General features: G+C 65.9%; 22 protein-coding genes. 1 reads left to right on the top strand and 21 read right to left on the bottom strand.

All coding sequences use genetic code 11. The features are described from left to right. Positions 1-65 precede the first annotated feature (65 nt). The 8 genes from ACQR1L_RS29420 to ACQR1L_RS29385 all read right to left on the bottom strand — a co-directional run bounded on the left by ACQR1L_RS29420 (position 66) and on the right by ACQR1L_RS29385 (position 9252). Entirely contained in the window at positions 66-1055 is a 990-nt protein-coding gene (locus ACQR1L_RS29420) for a substrate-binding domain-containing protein (RefSeq protein ID WP_434861420.1), read from the bottom strand. A gap of 48 nt (positions 1056-1103) precedes the next feature. Beyond that, positions 1104-2111 carry an ABC transporter permease gene (locus tag ACQR1L_RS29415; RefSeq protein WP_434861419.1) on the bottom strand — a complete coding sequence of 336 codons (1008 nt, stop codon included), beginning with the start codon at positions 2109-2111 and terminating at the stop codon, positions 1104-1106. 31 nt (positions 2112-2142) lie between these two features. Beyond that, complete coding sequence (locus tag ACQR1L_RS29410; protein WP_434861418.1) at positions 2143-3639, bottom strand: sugar ABC transporter ATP-binding protein; 1497 nt, start codon at positions 3637-3639, stop codon at positions 2143-2145. A gap of 38 nt (positions 3640-3677) precedes the next feature. Beyond that, a complete protein-coding gene (locus tag ACQR1L_RS29405; protein ID WP_434861417.1) occupies positions 3678-5537 on the bottom strand; it encodes a TRAP transporter large permease in 1860 nt (619 codons plus the stop codon). Beyond that, positions 5534-6547 carry a TRAP transporter substrate-binding protein gene (locus ACQR1L_RS29400; RefSeq protein WP_434861416.1) on the bottom strand — a complete coding sequence of 338 codons (1014 nt, stop codon included), beginning with the start codon at positions 6545-6547 and terminating at the stop codon, positions 5534-5536. Before ACQR1L_RS29400 ends, ACQR1L_RS29405 begins: the two co-directional genes overlap by 4 nt. A 79-nt stretch (positions 6548-6626) precedes the next feature. Beyond that, the gene (locus ACQR1L_RS29395) at positions 6627-7640 is read right to left on the bottom strand and encodes a transketolase family protein (RefSeq protein ID WP_434861415.1); all 1014 of its coding nucleotides are present in this window, start codon (positions 7638-7640) and stop codon (positions 6627-6629) included. Further along, entirely contained in the window at positions 7640-8488 is an 849-nt protein-coding gene (locus ACQR1L_RS29390; protein WP_434861414.1) for a transketolase, read from the bottom strand. Before ACQR1L_RS29390 ends, ACQR1L_RS29395 begins: the two co-directional genes overlap by 1 nt. Positions 8489-8502: 14 nt before the next feature. Continuing rightward, complete coding sequence (locus ACQR1L_RS29385) at positions 8503-9252, bottom strand: SDR family NAD(P)-dependent oxidoreductase (RefSeq protein WP_434861413.1); 750 nt, start codon at positions 9250-9252, stop codon at positions 8503-8505. A 108-nt stretch (positions 9253-9360) separates the two neighbouring features. Between ACQR1L_RS29385 and ACQR1L_RS29380 the strand changes: the two genes are divergently transcribed. Continuing rightward, complete coding sequence (locus ACQR1L_RS29380; protein ID WP_434861412.1) at positions 9361-10242, top strand: LysR substrate-binding domain-containing protein; 882 nt, start codon at positions 9361-9363, stop codon at positions 10240-10242. A gap of 61 nt (positions 10243-10303) precedes the next feature. Here ACQR1L_RS29380 and ACQR1L_RS29375 read toward each other — a convergent pair whose 3' ends face one another. From ACQR1L_RS29375 to ACQR1L_RS29315, 13 genes are all read right to left on the bottom strand, one after another. After that, positions 10304-10795, bottom strand: coding sequence for a GlcG/HbpS family heme-binding protein (locus tag ACQR1L_RS29375; RefSeq protein WP_434861411.1), 492 nt, complete (start codon positions 10793-10795; stop codon positions 10304-10306). Continuing rightward, entirely contained in the window at positions 10792-11991 is a 1200-nt protein-coding gene (locus ACQR1L_RS29370) for an amidase (RefSeq protein WP_434861410.1), read from the bottom strand. Before ACQR1L_RS29370 ends, ACQR1L_RS29375 begins: the two co-directional genes overlap by 4 nt. A 61-nt stretch (positions 11992-12052) precedes the next feature. Then, positions 12053-13663 carry an ABC transporter substrate-binding protein gene (locus tag ACQR1L_RS29365; RefSeq protein ID WP_172184849.1) on the bottom strand — a complete coding sequence of 537 codons (1611 nt, stop codon included), beginning with the start codon at positions 13661-13663 and terminating at the stop codon, positions 12053-12055. A gap of 46 nt (positions 13664-13709) precedes the next feature. Further along, entirely contained in the window at positions 13710-15164 is a 1455-nt protein-coding gene (locus ACQR1L_RS29360) for an amidase (protein ID WP_434861409.1), read from the bottom strand. Then, on the bottom strand, positions 15154-16146 hold the full coding sequence (locus ACQR1L_RS29355) for an ABC transporter ATP-binding protein (protein ID WP_434861408.1): 993 nt from the start codon (positions 16144-16146) through the stop codon (positions 15154-15156). The genes ACQR1L_RS29360 and ACQR1L_RS29355 overlap by 11 nt, the downstream gene beginning before the upstream one ends. Beyond that, positions 16143-17105: an ABC transporter ATP-binding protein gene (locus ACQR1L_RS29350; RefSeq protein WP_434861407.1), complete on the bottom strand. Its 963-nt coding sequence runs from the start codon at positions 17103-17105 to the stop codon at positions 16143-16145. Before ACQR1L_RS29350 ends, ACQR1L_RS29355 begins: the two co-directional genes overlap by 4 nt. Then, on the bottom strand, positions 17105-17956 hold the full coding sequence (locus ACQR1L_RS29345; RefSeq protein ID WP_434861406.1) for an ABC transporter permease: 852 nt from the start codon (positions 17954-17956) through the stop codon (positions 17105-17107). The genes ACQR1L_RS29350 and ACQR1L_RS29345 overlap by 1 nt, the downstream gene beginning before the upstream one ends. A gap of 3 nt (positions 17957-17959) precedes the next feature. Continuing rightward, positions 17960-18976 (bottom strand): ABC transporter permease, encoded by a 1017-nt coding sequence (locus ACQR1L_RS29340; protein WP_434861486.1) that lies wholly within the window; start codon positions 18974-18976, stop codon positions 17960-17962. 339 nt (positions 18977-19315) lie between these two features. Continuing rightward, a complete protein-coding gene (locus ACQR1L_RS29335; protein ID WP_434861405.1) occupies positions 19316-19891 on the bottom strand; it encodes a cupin domain-containing protein in 576 nt (191 codons plus the stop codon). Positions 19892-20112: 221 nt separating this feature from the next. Beyond that, complete coding sequence (gene eutC / locus ACQR1L_RS29330) at positions 20113-20901, bottom strand: ethanolamine ammonia-lyase subunit EutC (protein WP_434861404.1); 789 nt, start codon at positions 20899-20901, stop codon at positions 20113-20115. Further along, a complete protein-coding gene (locus ACQR1L_RS29325) occupies positions 20894-22294 on the bottom strand; it encodes an ethanolamine ammonia-lyase subunit EutB (RefSeq protein ID WP_434861403.1) in 1401 nt (466 codons plus the stop codon). Before ACQR1L_RS29325 ends, eutC begins: the two co-directional genes overlap by 8 nt. Before the next feature lie 7 nt (positions 22295-22301). Then, positions 22302-23090: an inositol monophosphatase family protein gene (locus ACQR1L_RS29320; RefSeq protein ID WP_434861402.1), complete on the bottom strand. Its 789-nt coding sequence runs from the start codon at positions 23088-23090 to the stop codon at positions 22302-22304. Then, positions 23090-24022, bottom strand: coding sequence for a phosphotransferase (locus ACQR1L_RS29315; RefSeq protein WP_434861401.1), 933 nt, complete (start codon positions 24020-24022; stop codon positions 23090-23092). Before ACQR1L_RS29315 ends, ACQR1L_RS29320 begins: the two co-directional genes overlap by 1 nt.

Below are 24022 nucleotides of genomic sequence, written 5' to 3'. Positions count from 1 at the left end.
ATCGTACGAACGGAGATGCGGGCGCCCGGCCAAGCAGGCGCCCGCTGTGATGCCTTGCATCGCGATCAGTAGTCGCCGGCCGACGGCGGATAGACCCGCTTCAGCTTGGCCTGCGCTTCTGGCGTGCCGACATTGCCGGAGGTCACGAGCGCGAGCGGCAGCGGCAGGCTCTGGGTCACGGCCGCACCGGTCAGCGCATTGTAGACCTGCTGCACCGCCTCGATGCCCTGCCCGCCGGCCTCCTGCAGGAACAGGCCCTGGACGACGCCTTCACGCAGCAGCTTGACGGTGGTTGGGCTACCGTCGGCGGTGGCGATCCCGACCTTGCCGACCAGGCCGCGGGTCTGCAGCGCCTTGGCGGCACCGGTCGCAGCCTCGTCATACATGCCATAGATCGCCTTGACATCGGGATGTGCCGTCAGCAGGTCGTTGGCCTGGTCGACCGCTTCGCGCACGGTCAGGCCTTTGGTCTGCAGGATCTGCACCAGCTCGCAGCCATCCGCCTGGAACGACTCCTTGGCGCCGGCGAGATATTTCTGCGCGTTCTCGCGATCCTGCGGCAGCGACAGCATGCCGACCTTGTTGCCGCCGCGCTCCTTGGCGAGCGCACAGACGAACTTGCCCTCGGCCTTGCCGCCCTCGAAATTGTTCGCGGTCACCGCCGAGGTGTAGTCGGTCTCGCCCGGCTGCGGGCCGATGCCGGCAAACGCGATCGGGATCTTCTTCTCCTTCAACAGACGCAGCACCGGCGGCGTGCTGGTCGAGCTCACGGGCCCCATCACGATGGCATCCACGCCGCGGGTGATGGCGGTGCGTACGTTCGTCATCTGGTCTGCCGGCGAATTGTGTGAGTCCATCTCGATATAGGTCATGCCGAGCTCGGCCGCCTTGGTCTTGGCGCCATAGCCGACCCACTGCCAGTAGGAGATGTCCAGCGACGGCGCGATATAGGCGACCGTGAACTTCTTGGCGCCTTCTGCGGCCGCCGGCTGCATCGCCGTTGCCATGATGGCCGTGACGGCGAGGGCGAGCAGGCTCTGAGATCGTGCTTTCATGATTTCCTCCAAGTGTTTTATGAACGTTTCGTGGGTGATGCAGCCGCTTCAGCTGCGGACCTTCGTGGCGCGGTCGATCAGGACCGCGACGAGAATGACGGCTCCCGTGACGGTTCCTTGCCAGAAGCTGTTGATGCCGATCAGGTTGACGCCGTTCTGGATCACCGTGATCATGATCGCGCCGAGCATGGCGCCGATCGCCGAGCCGGTGCCGCCGAACAGACTGGCTCCGCCGATCACACAGGCGGCGATCGCCTGCAGCATGAGATTGGCGCCCGCGGTCGATTCCGAATTGCTGATGTAGGACAGGCTCAGCAGACTGGCGAAAGACGCCGCGACGCCGGACGCGACATAGACACCGAAGCGCACGCCGTGCACGGGAATGCCGAGCAGACGGGCGGCCTTGTCGTTGCTGCCGATCGCAAACACCCAGCGGCCGACGACGAGCTTGCGCAGGACAAGCTCGAGAGCGATCACCGCGAGCGCACAGAACAGCACGAAATTGGTGACGCCCGGGATCAGCTCGCCGCCGTTGAGCTTCCAGAAGTTCGGGTCGGCGATCGCGATCGAATGGCCGTCGGTGATGACGAAGGAGAGGCTCGCGCCGATCGCATAGGTGATCAGGGTCACGACGAAGGGCGCGAGACCCACCACCGTGACGAGGCCGCCATTGATGGCGCCGACCGCAATCCCGACGCCCAGGCTGATCACGCAGGCGAGCGGCCACGGCAACGCGGCGGAGAAGCAGAGGCCGGCGACCATGCCGGTGAGCGAGAAGGTCGAGCCGACCGACAGATCGATGCCGCTGGTGGCGATCACCAGGAAGACGCCGAGCGACATCAGGATCAGCGGCGCCGCCGCCTGGGCGATGTTGGCGAGATTGCCCCAGGTCAGCACATAAGGCGACCAGAAGCTGATGCCGACCAGGAGCACGACGATGGCGATCGCGATCGCAATCTCCGTGCGGTAGATCCGCGTCAGCCGAACCGGAAGTGAGGCGCGCTGGCCCGGCTTCGGCCGGTCGGCCGCGCGCTGATCGATCACGACGTCCGTCATGTTACCCTCTTGCTTGCTCATCGGCGGGCCATCACGCCGCCATTCCGGTCGCTCGCGACAGCGACACCTCGTCGAGTTCGTCGCGCCCGAGAACGCCGCTGGCCCGGCCGCCGAGATCGAATGCGATCACCCGGTCGCAGACCGCGATCAGTTCGGTGAACTCGGTGGACCACCACACCACGACGCAGCCGGCCGCGGCGGCATCGCGGATCATCGCGTAGATCTCGCGCTTGGTGCCGATGTCGACGCCGCGCGTCGGCTCCTCCAGCACCAGGATCTTCGGCGGCGGAGCGAGCCAGCGCGCCAGCAGCAGCTTCTGCTGCGTGCCGCCGCTCACCGTCTGTGGCAATGCATCGATCGAGCTCGCCTTGATGGCGAGCGCGTCGAGTGCGGTCTGCGCGGCCGTGGCCTCGCTGGATGCCGCCAGGATCCGGCGGCCCGCGACCCGCGCGGCCGCGACGATGTTGTCGAGAATCGGCAAGGTCGCGAGAATGCCCTTCTCGGCGCGATCGCCGGAGACGTAGCCGACCCCTGCCCTGACCGCTTCGGCGGGATTCGAGAACGTCACATCGACGCCGTCGATCGTGATGCGCCACGCTTGGGACGGCCGCGCCCCGATCAGCCTTTCGATCACGCCGGACGGACCGATCGGCGCGCCCGCCAGCCCGAGCACCTCGCCCGACCCGACGCTCAAGGAGACCCCCGGACCGCGCAGGGCGATCTGCGTGCGGGCAGAGGTGGCGTTCGTGCTGCGCGGCGCAGCCGGCGGCAAGGCGCTGCTTTTCTGCCCCATCGCCTCGACGATCGCCTCGTCGCTGATCTCGGAGAGCGCGGCGCGGTCGAGCACCGAGCGCCCGTCGCGCAACACGGTGCAGACATCGGCCAGCGCGCGGATCTCGCCCATGCGATGCGACACCAGCAAGGTGCTGATGCCCTGCTGCGCCAGCCGGCGCAGGATGCCGAACAGCCGCTCCGTCTCGGAAAAGGTGAGGTTGGCGGTCGGCTCGTCCAGCAGCAGGACGCGCGCCCCGGAGCTCAGCGCCCGGGCAATCTCGACGAACTGGCGTTCGTGCAGATCGAGCTGCGCCACCGGCCAATCCAGCGCCCGCTCCGCCAAGTCCTGATCGACCAGCGCCAGCGCGGCACGCGCCTCCGCGAAGCACTCCGCCTCGCTCAGCCGCGCCAGAGCGCGCTTGCGATGGGGCAGGTAGATATTCTCGGCCACCGACAGATGCGGCAGCAGCGCCAGCTCCTGAAACACCACCGCGATCGCATTGGCGTCGGGATCGGTCCGGCCGTCGATGCTGACCGATCCGCCGTCGTGGCGATACGATCCGGAGATGATCCGGATCAAGGTCGACTTGCCGGCGCCGTTGCCGCCGAGCAGCGCATGGATCTCGCCATGGCGAATCCGCAGATTGGCGCCGCGCAGGACATGCGTGGCACCAAAACTCTTTTGGATGTCCTTGGCCTCGAGCACGAATGCCGACGCATTCGTCTCGTCCTTCGCCTCGCGCCTGACTGACATTTCGGAACTCACGCTCTCACCTGCTTCATCGCCATGCTTCACAGAAATCCGATCGACAGCCAGGGCACGAAGGCCACGAGCAGCAGACCGAGCACGAGCGCGCCGAGATAGGGCCAGATGCGCGTCAGCCCTGCATTGGGATCGATCTGTCCGATCGAGCACGCCGCGTAGTAGCCAAGGCCGAACGGCGGCGCGAACAGGCCGATGCCCATCGCGAGAATGATCACCATCGCGTAGTGCACCTCATGCACGCCGAGCAGCTTGGCGGCCGGGAACAGCAGCGGGCCGAACAGCACCATCGCGGGCAAGCCCTCGAGGATGCTGCCGAGCAGGATGAACACGGCGATCGAGATCAGCAGGAAGCCGTATTTGCCGCCGGGCACCGACACCATCATCGCCGCCAGTGCATGCGAGAAGTTCGATTGCGTCAGCGCCCAGGCCATCGCGGTGGCCGCGCCGATGATGAAGAGGATCGCGCCCGACAGGGCCGCCGTGTGGACCAGCGCCGGGTAGAGCCTGCGCCAGTCGAAACGGCGGTAGACCAAAAGCCCGACGATGATGGCGTAGGCGATGCCGATCGTCGACACTTCGGTCGCCGTCGCCACGCCTTCCGTGACGGCGGTCCGGATCAGCACCGGCAGCAGCAGCGCGGGAATTGCCGTGACGAGCGCCGAGCGGATCGTGGCCCAGGACGGGCGCGAACGTACGATATCCTCCGGCTCGACCATGCGTCGCTTGGCGACGACCGCCAGCGCCGCCGCCAGCACCAGGCCCGGGACGATACCGCCGGTGAACAGCGCCGAGATCGAGACGCCGGCGACCGAGCCGATGATGATCAGCACGATTGAGGGCGGAATGGTCTCGGCCATCGCTCCGGAGGCTGCGAGCAGCGAGACCAGTTCGCCGTCATGAATGCCCCGCCGCTTCATGTCGGGAAACAGCACCGGCGCCACCGCGGCCATGTCGGCAGTCTTGGCACCGGAAATGCCGGACACGAGCAGGATCGCGCCGAGCAGCACATAAGAGAGGCCGCCGCGGACATGGCCGACGAGCGACACCAGAAATCCAACCATCGCCTCGGCCATCCGGGTCATCACGATGAGATGGCCGAGCAGGATGAAGAGCGGGATGGCGAGCAGCACCAGGGAGGAGACGCCTTCGTCGATGCGGCTGGTGACCACCTCGAGCGGCGCGGTCGTGACGGTCAGCAGATAGGCGACGGTGGCGAGGCCGAAACAGAATGCGATCGGCACGCCGGCGAGCACGGCAGCGCCAAGCAGCAGCGCGAAGAAGACGATCAGGTTCCAATTTCCGAGGGCCTTCAGCGCCGGCGCGGCGCCCCACAGCACGAGCGCGACGGTCGCAAGCAGCGCCAGCGTGATGGCGAGATCGCGCGAGGCGTGACGGGTCATGCGCAGCAGCGCGGTCGCGAGCATGAGGCCGATGCCGACTGGCACGGCGCCGGCGCGCAGGCTGTCGGACAGGCCTAGGGCCGGCGTCTCGACGAAGGACTGGCCATGAGCGTAGTCGATGGCGGGGTGCAGCAAGATGCCGAGGAACAGCGCAGGCGCCATCAAGGCGAGGCTCTCCAGCACGGCGCGCATGCGCGGGCTGACGCGATCGACGAGCGCGGTCATCCGCATGTGCTCGCCACGGCTGAGCGCGAGCACCGCTCCGAACATCGCGAGCCAGAGAAAGGTGATCGACGCGAGTTCGTCTGCCCAGGTCAGCGGCCGGTTGAAGACGAAGCGCGACGTCACACCGGTGAACAGGATTCCGACCTCCGCGACCAGGGCGATCACGGCGGGAATCTCGATCAGCTTCGTCAATGCCCGTTCGAGGCTCTCGACCACGCCGTGCCTGCTGGAGGCTGCGAATGACGCGTCGACGCTGTTCATCCGAGCTCTCCCACATTCGACTGCAGGATGGTCCAGGCGTCCTCGCCGAACTTGCCGCGCCAATCCTTGTAGAAGCTGCTCTTGGCGAGCGCGGTCCGGAACGCGCCCTTGTCGACGTCGACGAAGGCGAAGCCCTTGGCGGCGAGATCAGCGCGCAAGCTCTGGCTCAACGACGCAATGTCGGCGCGCTCGTCGTCCGCCGATCTGCCGAACTCGCGCTGGACCAGCGCCTGCAGGTCGGACGGCAACTTGCCGAAGGCGGCGCGATTACCGAGGATCCAATAGGCGTCCCAGACATGACTGGTGAGCGAGCAATATTTCTGCACCTCGTAGAGCTTGGCGGTCGCGATGATCGGAAGCGGATTTTCCTGCCCCTCGACCACCTTGGTCTGCAGCGACGTATAGACCTCGTTGAAGTTGATCGGGGTGGGACCGGCACCGAGCGCCTGGAACAGGCTGGTCAGGATCGGCGCGGCCGGCACGCGGATCTTGAAGCTCTTGAGATCGTCGGGCGTCTTGATCTCGCGGGTCGACGACGTGACCTGCCGAAAGCCGTTGTCCCACGGCTTGGAGAGCGCGATGGCCCCGGTCTTCTCGATGTCCTTGCGGATGTGATCACCGAGGCTGCCGTCCATCGCCTTCCACACCTGATCGTAGGACGCGAACGCGAAGCCCGTGTTGACGATGCCGGCGAGCGGCACGCGGGTGGCGAGCACGGAGCTCGCGATGTTGATCGCATCGACAGCGCCGACACGAACCTGCGAGATCAGGTCCGTATCGGAGCCGAGTTGATTGGCCGGATAGAGATTGATCTCCAGCCGGCCGCCGCTCGCTTCTTTGATGCGGCCGGCGGCCTCTTGCGCCCGCTTGTTGACCGGATGCGACGGATCCTGCCCGGTCGCGAGCTTCATCGTGAACTCGGCCGCGTTCGCATAACGCGAGATCGCGAATGTGAACGGCAGAGCCGCTGCTGCCGTGATCAGTTGCCGACGCGTCGTCCCCTTGCGCATTGCCGTCCCTCCGATGTGATATTGTTTGTTATGGGCCGGCACCGCATCGCGCCGGCAATCGACGAGAGCGCCTCGCTCGCTATGTGAGCCAGCCCTTCACCTGCCTTGCGACCTCCGAGAGCGAGATGCCGTAGCGGTCGTGCAGCGTCGGCAGCGCGCCGGCGTCGAGGAACGCGTCGGGCAGCCCGATCTGCCGGAACGGCACATGCACGCCCGAACGCATCAGCAGCCCGGCGACCGCCTCGCCGAGGCCGCCGATCAACGTATGGTTCTCGGCCACCACCACCAGGCGGCCGGAGCGGCCCGCCTCATGCAGGATGGTCTCGCCATCCAGCGGCTTGATGGTGGGCACGTGCAGCACGGCGACGTCAACGCGATCGTCCGCGAGCGACTTGGCCGCCTCGAGCGCGCGCATCGTCATCAAACCGGACGAGATCATCAGCACGTCGCGACCGTCGCGCAGCAGCTTGGCCTTGCCGAGTTCGAATGTGTAGTCGTACTCGTCGAGCACCAGCGGCACCTGTCCGCGCAGCAGCCGCATGTAGACCGGCCCCTGATGCGCCGCCATTGCCGGCACGACCTGCTCGATCTCATGGGCATCGCAGGGGTCGATGACCGTCATGTTCGGCATCGCCCGCATCAAGGCGAGGTCCTCCGCGGCCTGGTGGCTCGGACCGTAGCCGGAGGTCAGGCCGGGCAGCGCGCAGACGATCTTCACATTGCGGTCTTCCTCCGCGATGGTCTGGTGGATGAAGTCGTAGGCGCGTCGGGAAGCGAATACGGCATAGGTCGTGGCGAACGGCATGAAGCCTTCGGCGGCAAGACCGGAAGCCGCGCCGAACAGCAGCTGCTCGGCCATGCCCATCTGGTAGTAGCGGTCGGGAAATTCCTTGGCAAAGATGTGCAGGTCGGTGTACTTGCCGAGGTCCGCGGTCATGCCGACGATCTCGGGGCGGCTCCGCGCCAGTTCGACCAGGGCATGGCCGAACGGCGCCGGCTTGGTGCGCTGCCCCTCGGAGGCGATCGAGGCGATCATCGCCGAAGTTGTCAGGCGCGGCTTGCTCAGATCCGGTGCTGCTCGCGTCGTCTTCATCATAGCCTCCCGGCGTCGAGCGCGGCCAGCGCGAGCTGCCACTCGTGCTGCTCGACGCGAATGAAATGGTTCTTCTCGCGCTGTTCGAGGAACGGAACGCCCTTGCCCATCAGGGTGTCGGCGACGATCATCCGCGGCTTGGGCGCCTCGTGACTCTTCGCGGCATCGAAGGCCGCCACGACCGCATCGAGATCGTTGCCGTCGACGCGCTGCACGAACCAGCCGAACGCTTCCAGCCGGTCCACCAGCGGCTCGAAGCTCATCACCTGGGTCGATGGCCCGTCGGCCTGTTGATTGTTGACGTCAACGATCGCGATCAGGTTGTCGAGCTGGTAGTGGCTGGCGGACGAGATTGCCTCCCACAGCGAGCCTTCGTCGAGCTCGCCGTCCGAGAACAGCGTGTAGACACGCGAGCTCGATTTCTTGCGCTTCAGGCCGAGGCCCATGCCGACGGCGATGCTCAGGCCGAGACCGAGCGAGCCGCCCGACATCTCCATGCCCGGCGTGTAGGACGCCATGCCCGACATCGGCAGCCGGCTGTCGTCGCTGCCATAGGTTTCGATCTCGGCTTCTGGAACGATCCCCGCCTCGATCAGCGCGGCGTAGAGTGCGATCGCATAGTGGCCGTTCGAAAGCAGGAAGCGGTCGCGCTCCTCCCAATTGGGATCCTCGGGCCGGTAGCGCATCGCGTGGAAATAGGCGGTCGCGAGCACGTCGGAGATGTCGAGAGCCTGGGCAATATAGCCCTGCCCCTGAACCTCGCCCATGCGCAGCGCATTGCGGCGGATGTTGTAGGCGCGTTGTGCCAGCGTCGGCGCGTTGACGAGCCGATGAGTTGCGGTGTCCATCGTCCGAGACCTCGTCAGTGGATCAGCATGCCGCCGTTCACGTCGATGACCGCACCCGTCACATAGGCGGACAGATCAGACGCGAGGAACGTGTAGATGCCGGCGACATCATCCGCCGTGCCGAGGCGGTTGAGCGGAATGCCTTCGAGGATCTTGGCCTTCATCTCGTCGGTCAGCTTGCCGGCGGTGATGTCGGTGCCGATCAGGCCCGGAGTCACGCAGTTGACGCGGATGCCATCGGCTCCGAACTCGCGCGCCATCGCCTTGGCGAGGCCGAGCACGCCGGCCTTGGCGGCGGAATAATGCGGACCGCCGAAGATGCCGCCGCCGCGCTGCGCCGAAACCGACGACATGCAGGCGATCGAGCCCTGCTTGCGCTCGCGCATGTGCGGAATCACCGCTTGCGAGAGAAACAGCACGCCCTTCAGATTGACGTCCTGGATGCGATCCCAGTCATGCGGCGTGATGTCGAGCAGCTTCACCGGCTGGGTGATGCCGGCATTGTTGATGAGGATGTCGATGATGCCGAAGGTCGACATGACCTTCGCGACCGCATCGTTGCAGGACGCCTTGTCGGCGACGTTGCAGCCGAGCCCGAGATGTTGATCGCCGAGCGTGGCGGCCGCGTCCGCCGCCGCCGCGGCGTCGATGTCCAGGATGGCGACGCGGGCGCCTTCCGCCGCGAACCGCCGCGCGGTGGCGAGCCCGATGCCGCGCCGCGAGGCCGCGCCCGAAATGATCGCCGTCTTGCCGCTGAGCAGCATCCCCTGTCCTCCCGATGTCTCGTTGTCGTGGGCGCCACCATGACCGGCCGAGGGGACGGCAACAAACGCGCAGTTGTCATGAATTGATGAATCTGGTTCACTTATCCTATGCTGTCGAACATCCCGATCTCGTCGATCAAAGCCTTTGAGGCCGCAGCGCGCACCGGCTCTTTCCGCGATGCAGCAAATGAGCTTCACCTGACGCCCTCGGCCGTCAGCCACGCGATCCGCAAGCTCGAAGCCGCCCTGCGGACGGTGCTGTTCGAACGGAAGGCGCGCGCCGTTCACCTCACGCCGGCCGGCGAGAACCTGATGCGCCATGCCGGCGCGGCGTTCGATCAGTTGCGCAGGGGACTGGAAGAGGTCGCCGCCCGCGGTCCGCAGCTCGTGCGCGTCCATTCCGCGCCGAGCTTCGCCGCGCAGTGGCTGACGCCGCGCCTCGCGCAATTTCTGTCCGCGCATCAGAAGCTGGAGGTTCGACTGGCGGCCAACACCGACTATGCGCGCTTCAAGAACGACGATTTCGACATCGACATCGTCTATGGACAGCCGCATGCCGAGGGCGTGGACGTCGTGCCGCTGGCGGAGGAGACGGTCACGCCGCTCTGCTCGCCGGCCCTCGCGGCGACCATCAAGCGGCCGGCGGATCTTCTGGAGCGGACGCTGATCCGTTCCGACGTCAAGCAGGTGCAATGGCAGCAATGGTTCGCCGCCAACGGCCTGGAATCTCCAGCCCTTCACGGCATGCGCTTCGACCGCAGCTTCCTTGTTCTCGCCACCGCCGCCGAGGGTCTCGGCATCGCGCTCGAATCCACACTGCTCGCCGAGCGCGAGCTTGCCTCAGGACGGCTGGTCGCACCGCTCGCCGGGCGCGCTACGGACATCCGCTATGTCGGTCACCGGCTGGTGCTTCCCCGCGCGCCGCGCCAGCCAGCTGCCGTGCGCGCCTTTGCCGACTGGATCAAGCTGGAGCTCGGCGTCAGCGTCTGATGCACACTGCGCGGTGGAGCGCTGCGATCGGCGATCGCCACGTGGCTGAGTCTTCTCGTCGTCAGACTTGCGGCTGCGACATCGTTCCTCTGATGATACCGGTATCCTCCGCGCCCATCGGCTTGAAGTCGACGTACATGTCGGCACCGGGGATGGCGGCCGCCCCGGCGCGAGCGACGGCGAGATCCTGCGCGCCCGACCCGGAGCCCGCCGCCACGGCGCCGAGGATGAAGCCATCGACGCAGATCGGCAGCCCGCCGATCAGATTGGTCCAGCGGCTTTCATGCGCCAAGGTGACCTGGATTTCCACGTCCGCATGAGCGCCGCCGGTCGGCGTGCCCGACAGCGCCGAGGTGCGCGCCTTGTTGATCGAGGAGGTCACGCTCAGCCCCTTCGACCCGTCCATGCGCCCGAACGCCAGCAGGTTGCCGCCAGCATCGACCACGGCGATGCACATCGGTTGTCCGATGCGGGTCGCTTCGGCGACGGCTGCGTTCAGCACCTTCAGCCCGCCCGACAGTGTCAGCGTTCGCGTGTCCTTGACGTCGCTCATGCGTGCTCCTCGAACAGGCCAAGGGAGAAATCGCGCGCCAGCGTCCGGGCCGCCGCGAGCAGCGACGCATCACCGCCGCGCCAGCCGATCAAGGACAGCCCGACCGGAATCGGGCCTGATGTCGCGACGGGGAGACTGACCTGCGGAAGCCCCGTCAGTCCGGCGATGCAGGTCAGGTCAACGATGCGGTGCACGGCCGCGCGGATCTCCGACAGACGCGACTCGCGTGCGATCGGCAAAATGGGGGACGACGGCAGACACAGCATGCGGCGTCCATCCAGCAGATCGTCGAGCCGCTTCGAAGCGGTCGCGCGAAACGCTTTGGCGGCCGCGAGCTCCTGCGCGTCGATGCGGCCGTCATCGGCGAAGGCGCCGGCCACCTCCGAGGAGAAGCGCGGGTTCACGCGATCGATCCAGTCGCGAAACGTCGCGTGGAATTCGCTCTTCTGCAGGATGCGCTGATGGCGCCCCCAGTCGAGAAGATCGCCATCGGCCAGAGCCGACATCGTGGTTGGCACAGCAGCGCGCAGCCGTGCGACAACCGGCTGCAAGGCATGCCTGACCGGCTCATCAGCCAGCGCAGAACAGTCATCCGCCATCACGATTTCCACGGGCGAAGCATCGGGAATCAACTCACCGAGCAGCACGCTGCCGACGCGGCCGAAGGTCATCGCGTCCCTGGCGAAAAAGCCGACCGTGTCGAACGACGGCGCCTGTGTCATCAGGCCCGCGACGGAGATGCGGCCGTGCGTGGGGCGCAGGCCGTAGATCCCGCAGAAGCTCGCGGGCGTGCGCACGGAGCCGCCGGAGTCGGTACCCAGGGCGACATCGACCAGGCCGCCCGCGACCGCAGATGCGGAGCCGCTCGACGAGCCGCCGGGAACGCGATCCGGCGCGCGCGGGTTCAGCGGCGTTCCGTCGAACCTGTTGATGCCGAGCAATCCGAGCGAGATCTCATCGGTGATCGTCTTCCCGACCAGCGCGGCACCGGCCTTCAGCAGCGCATCGACCGCCCAGGCGTCCGTCTCCGCTGCGGCATGCGTGGCGGCCCAGTCGGGATTGCCGCAGGCCGTCACCTCACCCGCGACATCGAACAGGTCCTTGACGGCAAAGCTCAGACCCGACAGCGGGCCGGAGCAGTGTGGCGCGCGCCGAAGGATGGCGCCGGGGATGAAGGCTCCGAGAGTGTCCTGCACGGCATGTCTCCGATGAAGAACAGGCGCGCCCGACGAGCGCGCCTGCCGTCCTCTCTCTGTCTCACTCCTTGTAGAGCTTGCGGAAGTCCGGGTGGGTGTGGAACCAGTATTCGAAGCCCTTGACGTTCTTCTGCATCGCGTAGTCGGCGAAGCGCGTGTAGAGCGGGATGCGCGGCAGATCTGTCATGACGATGTCGACCATCTTGTTTAGGCTGGTCTTGTAAACTTCCGGATCTCGGGTGAAGCGGGCCTCGTCGATCACCTTGTCGAGGTCGGGATTGACGTAGTTGGCGGTGTTGAACACCGAATTGTTGCCGCCGTGGAACGTCCAGAAGAAGAAGTAGTCGGGATAATCGAGCCAGCCGTAGAATTCGGCGATCACCATCGGCATCGTCTTGCTGGCCATCTGCGCGAACCAGTTCGAGCCCGGCACCTTCTCGATCGTGAGCTCGACACCGATGTTCTTGAGCGCCTCCTGGATCAGGATCGCGGTTGGCTCACGCACCGTGGACTCGCTGAGGTCGATCGACAGCGTCGTCTTGAAGCCGTTCGGGAAGCCGGCCTCAGTGAGCAGCTGCTTGGCCTTCGCGAGATCCTGGCCATGCTTGATCGGCACCGGCCAGGTCGCGTCGGGATAGGGCTTTGCCGGATCGCCGCCGAACATCGGCTTGGCACGGTTGTAGAGCGCGGAGCTGACGATCTCCTTATAAGGAATCGCGTAGGAGATCGCCTCGCGCACCTTCGGATTGTCGAACGGGGCAATCTTCACGTTCATGTCGACGAAGACGAGGTCGTTCTGCACGGGCACGCCGATGATCGTGACCTTGCCCTGCTCCGCCAGCTCGGCATAGTCCTTCGGCGGCAGGCCGACCGACATGTCGACGTCGCCCTTCTCCAGCAGCGCGCGGCGCGTGCCGGCCGAGGCGATCTGCCGGTAGACCACGCGCTTAAGCTTGGGCAGCGGTCCGGACTTCCAGGCATCGAATCGAGTGAACACGGTCTGCTGGCCCGGCGTCCATGACTCCACTTTGTAGGCGCCGCCGCCGCAATCATTGCGGGACACCCAGTCGAACGCCCACGGGTCCTGCGCTGTCGCGTGCTTCTTGGCGAGCTCGGAGTTGATGATGACCGGCACGGGAACGACGAGGTCCGGCATGGTCAGCTTGTTGAACTGGTCGAACGTGGCCTTGAAGGTGTGATCGTCGACCACCGAGAACTGCTCGGGCTTGACGAGCGAGCCGGCCGCCATCTGCACGGCCGGAAAGCCGCCGGCGGCGATGGCACGGTCGAACGACCATTTGACGTCCTTGGCGGTGACCGGCGTGCCGTCGTGGAACGTCGCGTCCTTGCGCAGATGGAAGATGTAGGTCTTGCCGTCCTCGCTGGCTTCCCAGCTTTCGGCGAGCTCCGGCGTCATGATCTTGGCGTCGTAGGACACCGTGCCGTCCGCCAGCGTCTTCTCGCCATGGCTGACGAGGCGGTCATAGGCCTGCCAGACCACCATGCGGCTGTGATCGTTGGCGGTCGGCACCATCGTGTCGAGGCCGTTCGGGCCCATCTCCGACACGATCACCAAAGTGTCCTTGGCGATCTCCGCATGGGCGATGGCGCCTGGCAGCACAGCGGACGCTGTGAGCAACGCCGCTGCAACGAGACTGCGATAGAGCTTCATATCGTGCGTCCTTTCTGGATTTTTCAGGTGGAGGGTGGAGGCAGTGTCAGAGGCCGAGCTCGCTCAACAGCTTCGGCCATTTGTGCGCCCACGGGCGCGCCTGTTCGAAGGCGCCGGAGGCGGCGAGCACGGTCCGATCCGCCAGATGGCGGCCGATGATCTGCATGCCGACAGGAAGACCCGTGTTGGTGAAGCCCGCGGGGATCGTCGCGGCGGGCTGGCCGGTCAGGTTGCAGATGAAGGTGAAGCAGAGCCAGTCGCCGGTCGTGACCATCTTGTCTTCGATGATCTCTGGCCCCTGCATGTAGAGCGGAAAGGCCGGCACCGCGAGCGTCGGCGTGATCAGGAGATCGTAGTTGGCCATGAACCGCCACATGCGGTTGCAGACCATCTGGCGGATCATCTTGGCATCGGTGAACTCCTCCGCCGTCCACTGCCGCTGCAACAGCGCCACGAGATGCGGCGACATCTCCTTCTCGCGCCCCTTCATCATCCGGCGTAGGCCGGTGAGATCGGTGTCGCCGGCGACGATGGTCCAGAAATGCGGAAACGGATCGTCCCAGCCGGGATTGGCGCGCTCGACCGTGCAGCCGAGATCGGTCTCGAATACGCGCACCGCCTCGGAGACCACGCGCCGGACTTCCGGATCGACCGGCGCATAGCCCCAGTCCTCGCTGTAGGCGATGCGCAGACCCTTGATGCTCTCCTTGGTGGCCTCGACGTAGTCGAAATCGGCTGATGGAATCGAGTAGCGATCGCGCGGATCGGGTCCCGTGATCACCTTGAGCATCAGCGCCGAGTCGGCCACGGTGCGGCTCATCGGGCCGACATGTTCGAGCGACTCCCAGCTCGACACGCCGGGATAGCGCTCGTCCCGGCAGCCCGGATACAGCGGCACGCGACCCATCGAAGCCTTGATACCGTAGAGGCCGCACAGCGCCGAGGGAATGCGAATCGAGCCGCCGCCGTCGGAGCCGATCGCGAACGGCGCGACACCTGACGCGACCGAGGCACCCGAGCCGGCGCTCGATCCGCCCGACGTCATGTCGAGATTCCAAGGATTGCGCGTCGCCGGAAATACGGGATTGTGGCCGACGCCGCTGTAGCCGAACTCCGGCACATTGGTCTTGCCGATGATGACGGCGCCGGCCGCCTTGAGGCGCTCAACGACGATGTCGTCCTCATCCGGCACGAAGTCGCGATAGAGCGGCGAGCCCATCACGGTGAGGATGTCCTTGGTCGCGACCAGATCCTTGATGCCGATCGGAACGCCCGCGAGCAGGCCGGGATCCTCGCCGGCCGCGATCTTGGCGTCGACGGCGGCAGCCGCCGCGCGCGCGACCTCGGGCGTCGGCGTGCAGAAGGCATGGATGTGCGGCTCGAGCTGGTCCATGCGGCGCAGGACCGCCTCGGTGACCTCCGTGGCCGACAGCGTCTTGTCCTTGACCTTCGCCGCCACTGTGACGGCATCCATGCGGCAGATTTCGTTGTCAGCGCTCATCGTTTCCTCCAGCGGGTGAAACAGCGAAGTGGCAGGCGGCGAAATGATCCGGACCTGTCGCGCGGAGCGGCGGCATAAGCTTCGCGCAGATGTCGGCTGCTTTCGGACAGCGTCCGTAGAAGCGGCAGACATTGGGATCGGGATTGATGGGGCTGGCCGGGCTGCCGTCGAGCCGCGGCCGCGCTTCACCGCGCCGCGCGGGATCGGGGATCGCGGCAACCAGCGCCTGCGTGTAGGGATGGCTTGGCGCGGTGAACAGCGCCTCCGCCGGCGCAATCTCGACGATCTTGCCGAGATACATCACGACCACGCGCGAGCACAGCAGCCTGACGACGTTGAGATCATGCGACACGAACAGATAGCTCATCGACAGCCGCGCACGCAGGTCGGCGAGCAGCCGCAGGATCACGGCCTGCACGGACACGTCGAGCGCCGAGGTCGGCTCGTCCAGGATCAGCAGCGACGGCTCGACCGCAACCGCGCGCGCGATGCCGACGCGCGCGCGCTGGCCGCCCGAGAGCTGATGCGGATAACGCTGCAGCAGCTCGTCCGGCAGCCCGACCAGGGCGGCGGTGGCCTGAACGCGGCGCGCGATCTCGGCGCTGTCGGTGATGGCGAGCAGCCGCTTCAGCGGATCGGCGATTGCCTGGAACACGCGGAACGACGGATTGAGGCTCTCGGTCGCGTCCTGGAACACGACCTGGATGCGCCGCCGGCTCGGCGACGCCGCGAATTTCGTCTGCGTGATCGCGGTGAGATCCTCGCCGTCCATCAGGACATGGCCTGCGGTGGGATCGATGAGACGGCCGAGCAGGCGCACAATCGTCGACTTGCCGCAGCCGGATTCACCGACGAGGCCGACGCTTTCTCCGGCTGAGATCGTCAGGCTGACGTCGTCGACGGCGTGGAGCTTCGCCCCCTTCCCCGCCCGCTTGATCGGGTACAGCTTGGATAGCGAGGTGACCTCGAGCAGCGGCGTCATGACAGCGGAAACCGGCAGCGGACGAGATGCTGGGGTGATACATTGGTCCAAGGCAGCTCCGCTTCATCGCAGATCGGCTGCCTCAGTTCGCAGCGTCCGCTGAACCTGCACGGCGGCAGCGCGCCGCGCAGATCGGGCAGATGGCCGGGAATGGCATTGAGGTCGTCGAGGCGCGACTCCGGCACCGGCGTTGCCGCCAGCAGCCGGCGCGTATAGGGATGCGCCGGACGCTCCAGCAGCTCTTCAGTGGGTGCGATCTCGACGATGTGGCCGGCATGCATGACCGCGATCCGGTCGCAATATTCGCCGGCCAGCCCGAGATCATGGGTGATCAGCAAGGTCGACATCTGGGTCGCCCGGCTCATCTCCCGGATCAGGTCCATGATGACAGCCTGGGTCGTCACATCGAGCCCAGTGGTCGGCTCGTCCGCGATCAGCACCGAGGGCGTGCAGGCCAGCGCCATCGCGATCATCACGCGCTGGCACATGCCGCCCGAGAGCTCGAACGGATAAGCCTCCGCGCGGCGTTCGGGATCGGGAATGCGCACGCGCGCGAGTGCGGATATCGCCGCCTTCTTCAGCTCGCGCCGCGGCAGCGCGGCGTGCTCCTGCAGGACGTCCTCGATCTGCTTGCCCACCTTGCGGATCGGATTGAGCGCGGTGCGCGGGCTCTGAAAGATCATCGCCATCTCGCGTCCGCGCAGCTCGCGCATCGCCTCGGGGCGCGCGGCGAGCAGATCGATGCCGCCCATCGTGATCGCGCCATTGGTGATGCGCGCGGCGGCATCGTTGAGACCCATCACAGTGTAGGCGGTGACGGATTTGCCGGAGCCGCTTTCGCCGACCACGCCGACGATCTCGCCACGCGACACCGACAGGCTGACGGCATCGAGCGCCCTCACCACGCCGTGACGGGTACGGAACTCCACCGAGAGATTGTCGATCTCGAGCTGCGCCATCACACGCGCTTTCTCGGATCGAGCAGGTCGCGCAGCCCGTCACCCAGCATGTTGAAGGAGAACACCGCGAGCACGAGCGCCGCGCCCGGGAACATGAACGCCCACCACTCGCCGGAAATGATGTAGCTCGCGCCTTCCGACACCATGATGCCCCACTCCGGCGTCGGCGGCCGGACACCGAGCCCGATGAAGGACAGGCCGGCGGCATTGAGGATCGCCCATCCCATGTTGAGCGAGGCCTGCACCATCATCGGCGGCAGGATGTTCGGGACGATATGGTTGATCAGGACGCGCAGCGGCCCGTTGCCGCCCATGCGCGCCGCCTCGACATAGCCGAGTTCGCGCCGCACGTTCACCTCCGCGCGCGCGAAGCGGCAGTAGAACGGCAGGTTGATGATCATCGTGGCGATGATGATGTTGGCGACGCTGTTGCCGAGCGCCACCACGATGCCCATCGCGAGCACGAACAGCGGGAACGCCATGATGGTGTCCATCGCCCGGCCGATGATGCGATCGGTCCAGCCGCCGAAATAGCCGGCGAGCGCGCCGAGCGCGAGGCCGACCACGAAGGACAGCGCCACCGCCGACACCGCCATGCCGAGATCGAGCCGGGTTGCAACGATGACTCGGCTCAGGATGTCGCGTCCGAGCGCATCGGTGCCGAACGGATGCATGAGGCTCGGGCGCGCGAGCTTGGTCGTCGCCGAGGTGAGCAGAGGATCGTACGGCGCGATGGAGGGACCGAAGATCGCGCACAGCGTCAGCAGTGCCAGGATGATCGCGGCGACCAATGTCAGGCGGTTTTCGCCGAACGCGTAACCGGTGTTGCGGGCGAGCGTGACCAGACTCATCGCTCAGCCCTCGAACCGGACGCGGGGATCGACCAACGTTGCGAACACATCGACCGCCAGATTGAGCAGCACGTAGAGCACGGCCATCATCAGCACGAAGCCCTGCACCGCCGCATAATCGGAGGCGATGACCGCTGCCACCGCATAGGCGCCCACGCCCTGCCAGCCGAACACCTGCTCGATCAGAACGTTGGATCCGATCAGGAAGGAGAACACCATGCCGAGCACGCTCGACACCGGCAGCAGCACGTTGCGGAAGGCGTAGGCCATCAGGATCTTGCGTACCGGGAGGCCGCTGGCCCGCGCGGTGCGGATGAAATCGCTGCTCAGCGCCTCCAGCATCGCGGCCCGCGTGATCCGCGCGATCGGCGCCAGTGCGAACAGGCCGAGCGAAATCGCCGGCAGGATCAGCTGCGCCAACGCCGCGCGTAACACCGGCCAGTCGCCCGCGATGGCGGCGTCGATCGTGTAGGCCCCGGTGACGCGGGGCGGCGGCGAGAAGGCAATCTCGTCGAGCCGGCCGAGCGGCTGCGGCGCCCAGCCGAGCAGGAAGTAGAAGATGTAGACGAACAGCAGACCGACGAAGAAGGTCGGAAACGCGGCGCTGACGGTGACAAGCGCGCGGCAGGCATGGTCGACGCCGCCATTGATGCGGGTCGCCGCCCACACGCCCATCGGGATGGCGATGCCGATCGCGAACAGCAGCGCGAAGGATGACAATTCAAGCGATGCGGGCAGGCGTTCGAGCAGATCGGTCAGCACCGGCTGACCCGTCGTGAGCGAACGGCCGAGATTGCCGTGCGCGAGGTCGGCGATGTAGCTCACGAACTGCACCGGCAACGGACGGTCGAGACCCAGCGTCGCGCGGATGCTCGCGATCGAGGCGGCGTTGGCGGCGGGGCCGGCGAAGAAGGCAGCGGGGTCTCCGGGCAGCGCGCGCGAAATGAAGAACGTGAGAACGACGACGCCCACCAGGCTCGGGATGGTGCCGAGCAGTCGCTTCCAAACGAAAGCCATCAGCGGTTCGCCTGCCATCATTCGCTGCCGCGACGGCTTGCGTCGTGCGCTTCAGCGGGTGAGGCCCCATCGACAGTCGGATGCAGCCCAGGGGCGGCCAGCATGCATCACAGTCATGTTGATACGAAGCAAGCGCTATGCCACGGTCGTCGCAGCCCCCTTGAAATGCAGTAGACGCGGAACCACTCGTGGTTTCGCCTCGATCGTCTCCGAAGTGAGGTTGCGGAACTCCCTGGGTTCCAGGCTCTCTGCATCTGTTCTCGCCACATGCATGAAATTCATGCAGACGCTCAGGCGGGCGTGAGGCACCCCGCATCCGGCGCCCGCCCCGGCAACGAGCCTCTAGTGGACCTGCGGAGTGTTGACCCAGATGATCCGCGCCTCGTCGGGGCCGACGTTGCGATAGCTGTTGGTCAGATACGCCTTAAAGAAAAACGAATCCCCGGCGGTCATCAGATAGGTGGTGTCGTCGATCGTGAGTTCGAGCGTTCCCGACACGAGATAGCCGACGGCCTCTCCCTGATGGGTGATGAGGTCGACCTTCTCGCCGCCGGGCGCGACGACATGAATGTTCGCCTCCAGCAGATTCCCTGCTGCCACCGGCACCAGACGCTCGTAAACGACGCCTTTTCCGCCACGCAGCGCATCGACAGGCACCTTAAGCCGGTCCTCGGGCTTCTGCACCAGCTTGTAATCGTCGACCCTCAGGCCGAAAAACGACGCCATGTCGCGGTCGAGCGCGCGGACCATCTTGTCGAGCATCGGCAGCGACGGCATGACCTTGCCGGCCTCGATCTTCGAGATCATGCTTTCGTCGCAGCCAACAACCTGCGCCAAGTCGCGCATGCGCAGCCCCTTGGACAGCCGGGCGCGCCTGAGCCGCAGACCGATATTCAGTGTGCCGTTGTCTGAACTCACGTGGCTGCTCCTCGCAAATTCCACGCGAAAACATATGCATAACAATCACGTGATTTACCAGCATGTCATGACGGCAGGCCTCAAATGGCGGACAAGAACGGTCGCCAGAGATCGTCCACCGCACGCGAAGGAGAGACGTGCGCCAGCTGCAGAACCGTTGGCGGTCATTGTTCGGATGCGGGATTTCGCGCCATGCGACGTCCAATGCACCGGAGGCGCACTCAGGCAAGTCGCTGTGGCTCGTTCCTGTCGGCAGCCACCAGCTTTGCATTGGCGGCCTGGAGCCCGACGCCGCTCACGCCGGTCTTCAACATCGCAACGACCAGCGCGACGATGCCATCAGCGGCCTCGGTGATCGCAAGGCCCCCGGCTCTGATGTTCGAGATGCAGTTGCGGCGGGAATCCGGCGTCCCGACCTGCGGCCGACACGTCAAATAGGCGCCGAGGCTATCTGCCGCGGACAATCCGGGCCGCTCCCCGATCAGCATGATCGCAACGCGGGCCTGCAGCAATTCGCCGATCGGGTCGGCCAGGGCGACGCGCGCCTGCGCGGCCAGGATCACACCGGCGATGGAGATGGACGCAGCCTCGAGACGCTGCAGCAGTGCTTGCGTCAGCGGAGCTCCATTGGCCGCAACGGCGCTGGCCGACAATCCGTCCCCTAGGACGATCACGACGTCGCGTCCACGCGGCAGCGCTGCAAGATCAGGTACGGATTCGGCAGACAGCTTGCGCCCGAGATCAGGACGCCGGACGAACATTTCGCGCGTGGTCGCCATGCTGCCCGCCTCGGCAATCCCAACGTTCACGTCTCCGAGCTGACGACGCAGGACGACCCGGTCGACCTCCGACCACACCGCCTGCCGTGCCCGCGCGTGATCGAGCTGGAACGATTGCACGGCGCGGGTCGGAAGTCCGGCGCCGAAACGGCCCAACAGCACCCGCGCCTGCGTCATCTGCCGGAGATCGGGCAAGCGGCTGGCCGGCTGGTCGCGGTCGAGGTCACCCATGGGCCACTCCCAGCAACGGAACACTGGCCATGCCGTCGATGAGTGCCGGCGGCGGCGGCAGCAAGCGGCCGGAGCGATCGGTCAGGCCGACGTCAACGAGCCATTGCGCGAATTCCGGTGCAGGCGGCCGGCCCAGCGTTTCGCGGCAGAAGACCGCATCATGATGCGCGAGCGACTGGTAGTTCAGCATCACGTCGTCGGCGCCGGGCACCGTGATGACGAAATTGACGTTGGCGGCGCAGAGCAGCGTCAACAGCGTGTCCATGTCGTCCTGGTCCGCATCGGCATGGTTCGTGTAGCAGACGTCGACTCCCATCGGCAGGCCGAGCAGCTTGCCGCAGAAATGGTCCTCCAGGCCGGCGCGGATGATCTGCTTGCCGTTGAAAAGATATTCGGGCCCGATGAAGCCGACGACGGTATTCACCAGCAATGGCCTGAACTCGCGCGCAACCGCGTAGGCGCGTGCCTCCATGGTCTGCTGATCGACTCCGAAATGCGCGTCCGCCGACAGCGCTGCGCCCTGCCCGGTCTCGAAATACATCAGGTTCGCATCGGGTTGACCGCGCCCCAGCGACCGCGCCGCGTCGTGGGCCTCTTCGAGCAGCGCCAGCGTGATGCCAAATCCCTCGTTCGCTTTCTGCGATCCGGCAATCGACTGGAACACCAGATCGACCGGAGCCCCCGCGGACATCGCAGCGATCGCCGTGGTGACGTGCCCCAGGCAACAGGTCTGGGTCGGGACCGCAAGTCGCGTCCTGAGATCGTCGAGCAACTCCACGATGCGGATGTAGTCGGACAATCCGTCCGTCGCCGGATTGACGCCGATCACCGCGTCACCCGATCCCATCAACAGTCCGTCGATCGCCGAGGCGGCAATGCCACGGGAGTCGTCGGTCGGGTGGTTCGGCTGATTGCGGGTCGAGAGACGGCCGGCGAGACCGATGGTCGAGCGAAACCGCGTCACGACCTGGCGCTTGGCCGCCACGGCGACGAGATCCTGCAGCCGCATGATCTTCGAAACGGCAGCGACCATCTCGGGCGTCAGCCCGAACGTGACGGCCTCGAGCTCGGCCTGTGCCGTTTCCGGCTTGAGCAGCCATTCGCGGAACTCACCCACGGTCTGAGAGCTGACGGCCGCGAATGCCGCGGCGTCATGCTGCTTTGCGATGAGCCGAGACACCTCGTCGTCATCGGAGGGAATGAGCTCCTCGGCCAGGAAAGCTTTCAACGGCAGGTCGGCCAAGGCCATTTGCGCAGCCAGGCGTTCGACCGGACCGTCGGCAGCGATGCCGGCCAATTCGTCGCCGGACCGCTGCGGTGTCGCCTTGGCCATCAGCTCCTTCAAATCCGCGAAGCGATAGACCGTGCGCTCGATCGTCGTCGAATACGCCATCCGCCTGTCACCCTCTGATGATGGCGAGCGCTTCGTCATGCAGCGCCGGGGTCGCCGATGCGAGCACATGGCCACTCGACTCCACCGACAGCGGCTCGCCGTTCCAGTCGGTGATCCGGCCGCCGGCCGCCTCGAGGATCGGCACCAGCGCCATGTAGTCGTAGGGCTGCAGCCCGGTCTCCAGGATCAGATCGCAATGGCCCGAGGCGAGAAGACCGTAGATGTAGCAATCACCGCCGAAGCGCCGCATCTGCGCGGCGTTGGAGAGCCGCTCGAACCGATCCAGATCCGCGTCGACGAACGTGTCGGGAGACGTGGTGTAGAACCGAGCATCCGCCACGCGCCGGCAATCGCGGGTGCGCGCCCGCGCCCCGCCATAGGTGGTGAGACCCGGGCGCCCGATCCATCGCTCTCCCGTCGCGGGAATGTCGATCAGGCCGCAGAACGGCCGGCGATCACAGGTCAGCCCGATCAGCGTGCCGAACAGCGGAAAGCCGGTGATGAAGCTCTTGGTGCCGTCGATGGGATCGATCACCCAGGTAAAGGCGTCTCCCTGCTTCACGCCCATCTCCTCGCCATAGATCCCGTGGGAAGGATAGCGCGCCGATATCCGCTCCCGCAGCCGCGCCTCAATCAGGCGATCGGCAACCGTCACCGGACTGTCATCCGACTTGGCCGTGAACTCGATGGCCGTCCGGAAATACGACAAGGCGATCGGGCGGACCTCATCGGCGAGCTCGGCTGCGAACGAGAGATAGGCGTCGGCCTGCTCAGTCGCGATACTGGACACGAGCATCAGAGCGCCTTGAGAAACAGCGGCCAGCGCGGATCGTGGATGATGGAACGTGCCCGCATGTGCTTCCAAATTCCGTATTTGTAGAAATCGAAATCGAGCGTGGAGATCCGGTTCTGCACCATCGCCCAGGTGCTCCATTTGATGTCGGCCAGGGCCTTGTGAACGATGAAGCGCGCATGCGCGCGCATGTCGTAGCGTCCGAAATACTCCTCGATGATCTCGCGTTCGACCTCCTCAGAGAAGAAATGCTCGCCGGCCCAGATCGCGAGGTCGTAGAGGCGGTCGTTATTGGACGCGTATTCGAAATCGATCAGCATGATCGACTTGTCCGCGCCGAGCAGGAAATTGCCGGGCATCGGATCGTTGAAGCATGGCACGAGGTCGAGCCCGGCCGCCTCGAGCGCCGCCCGCGCCTGCCGATATTGCCAGGTCAGCCAGGCGTGATCTTCCGGCAGAAATCCTCCGAGCTGGCGGACCTGTTCGTCATGCTCATCGATCATGTCGAACACGGTCTTGGTCAGCGGCAAGCGCGGCGCCTCGTGAAACAGGCGATACAGCCGGACGGTCTCGGCGCGGACCGCCGGATCGACGAAATCCGCATGGGTGGACGGCCGCCGGTCGGCCACGAACTCGGCGATCTCGATTCCCTCGTCGTCGAGATAGTCGAACGTCCTCGGACCGACGCCGATCGTCTCCGCCTGCCGGCTCGCGGCGCGGGCAGCCTTCCGGTCGATGAACATCTCCGTGCCCCGGCCGGGGATCTTGACAAAGAAATCGTGCGAGGCGCCCTCGACCGCGATCCGGAAGTTCGTGTTGCTGATGCCGCCGGACACCGGACGATAGCGGATCTGTCCCTTCCAGGCGTCGACCTTGACGATGGCGGCTTCGAGCAAACCCTCCGCCTCGTTCCCGGCCATTCCCAATTGTTTCAT

The organism is Bradyrhizobium sp. HKCCYLR20261 (assembly GCF_051168435.1).
Lineage (GTDB): Bacteria > Pseudomonadota > Alphaproteobacteria > Rhizobiales > Xanthobacteraceae > Bradyrhizobium.
This window is presented reverse-complemented; position numbering and strand designations above follow the sequence as displayed.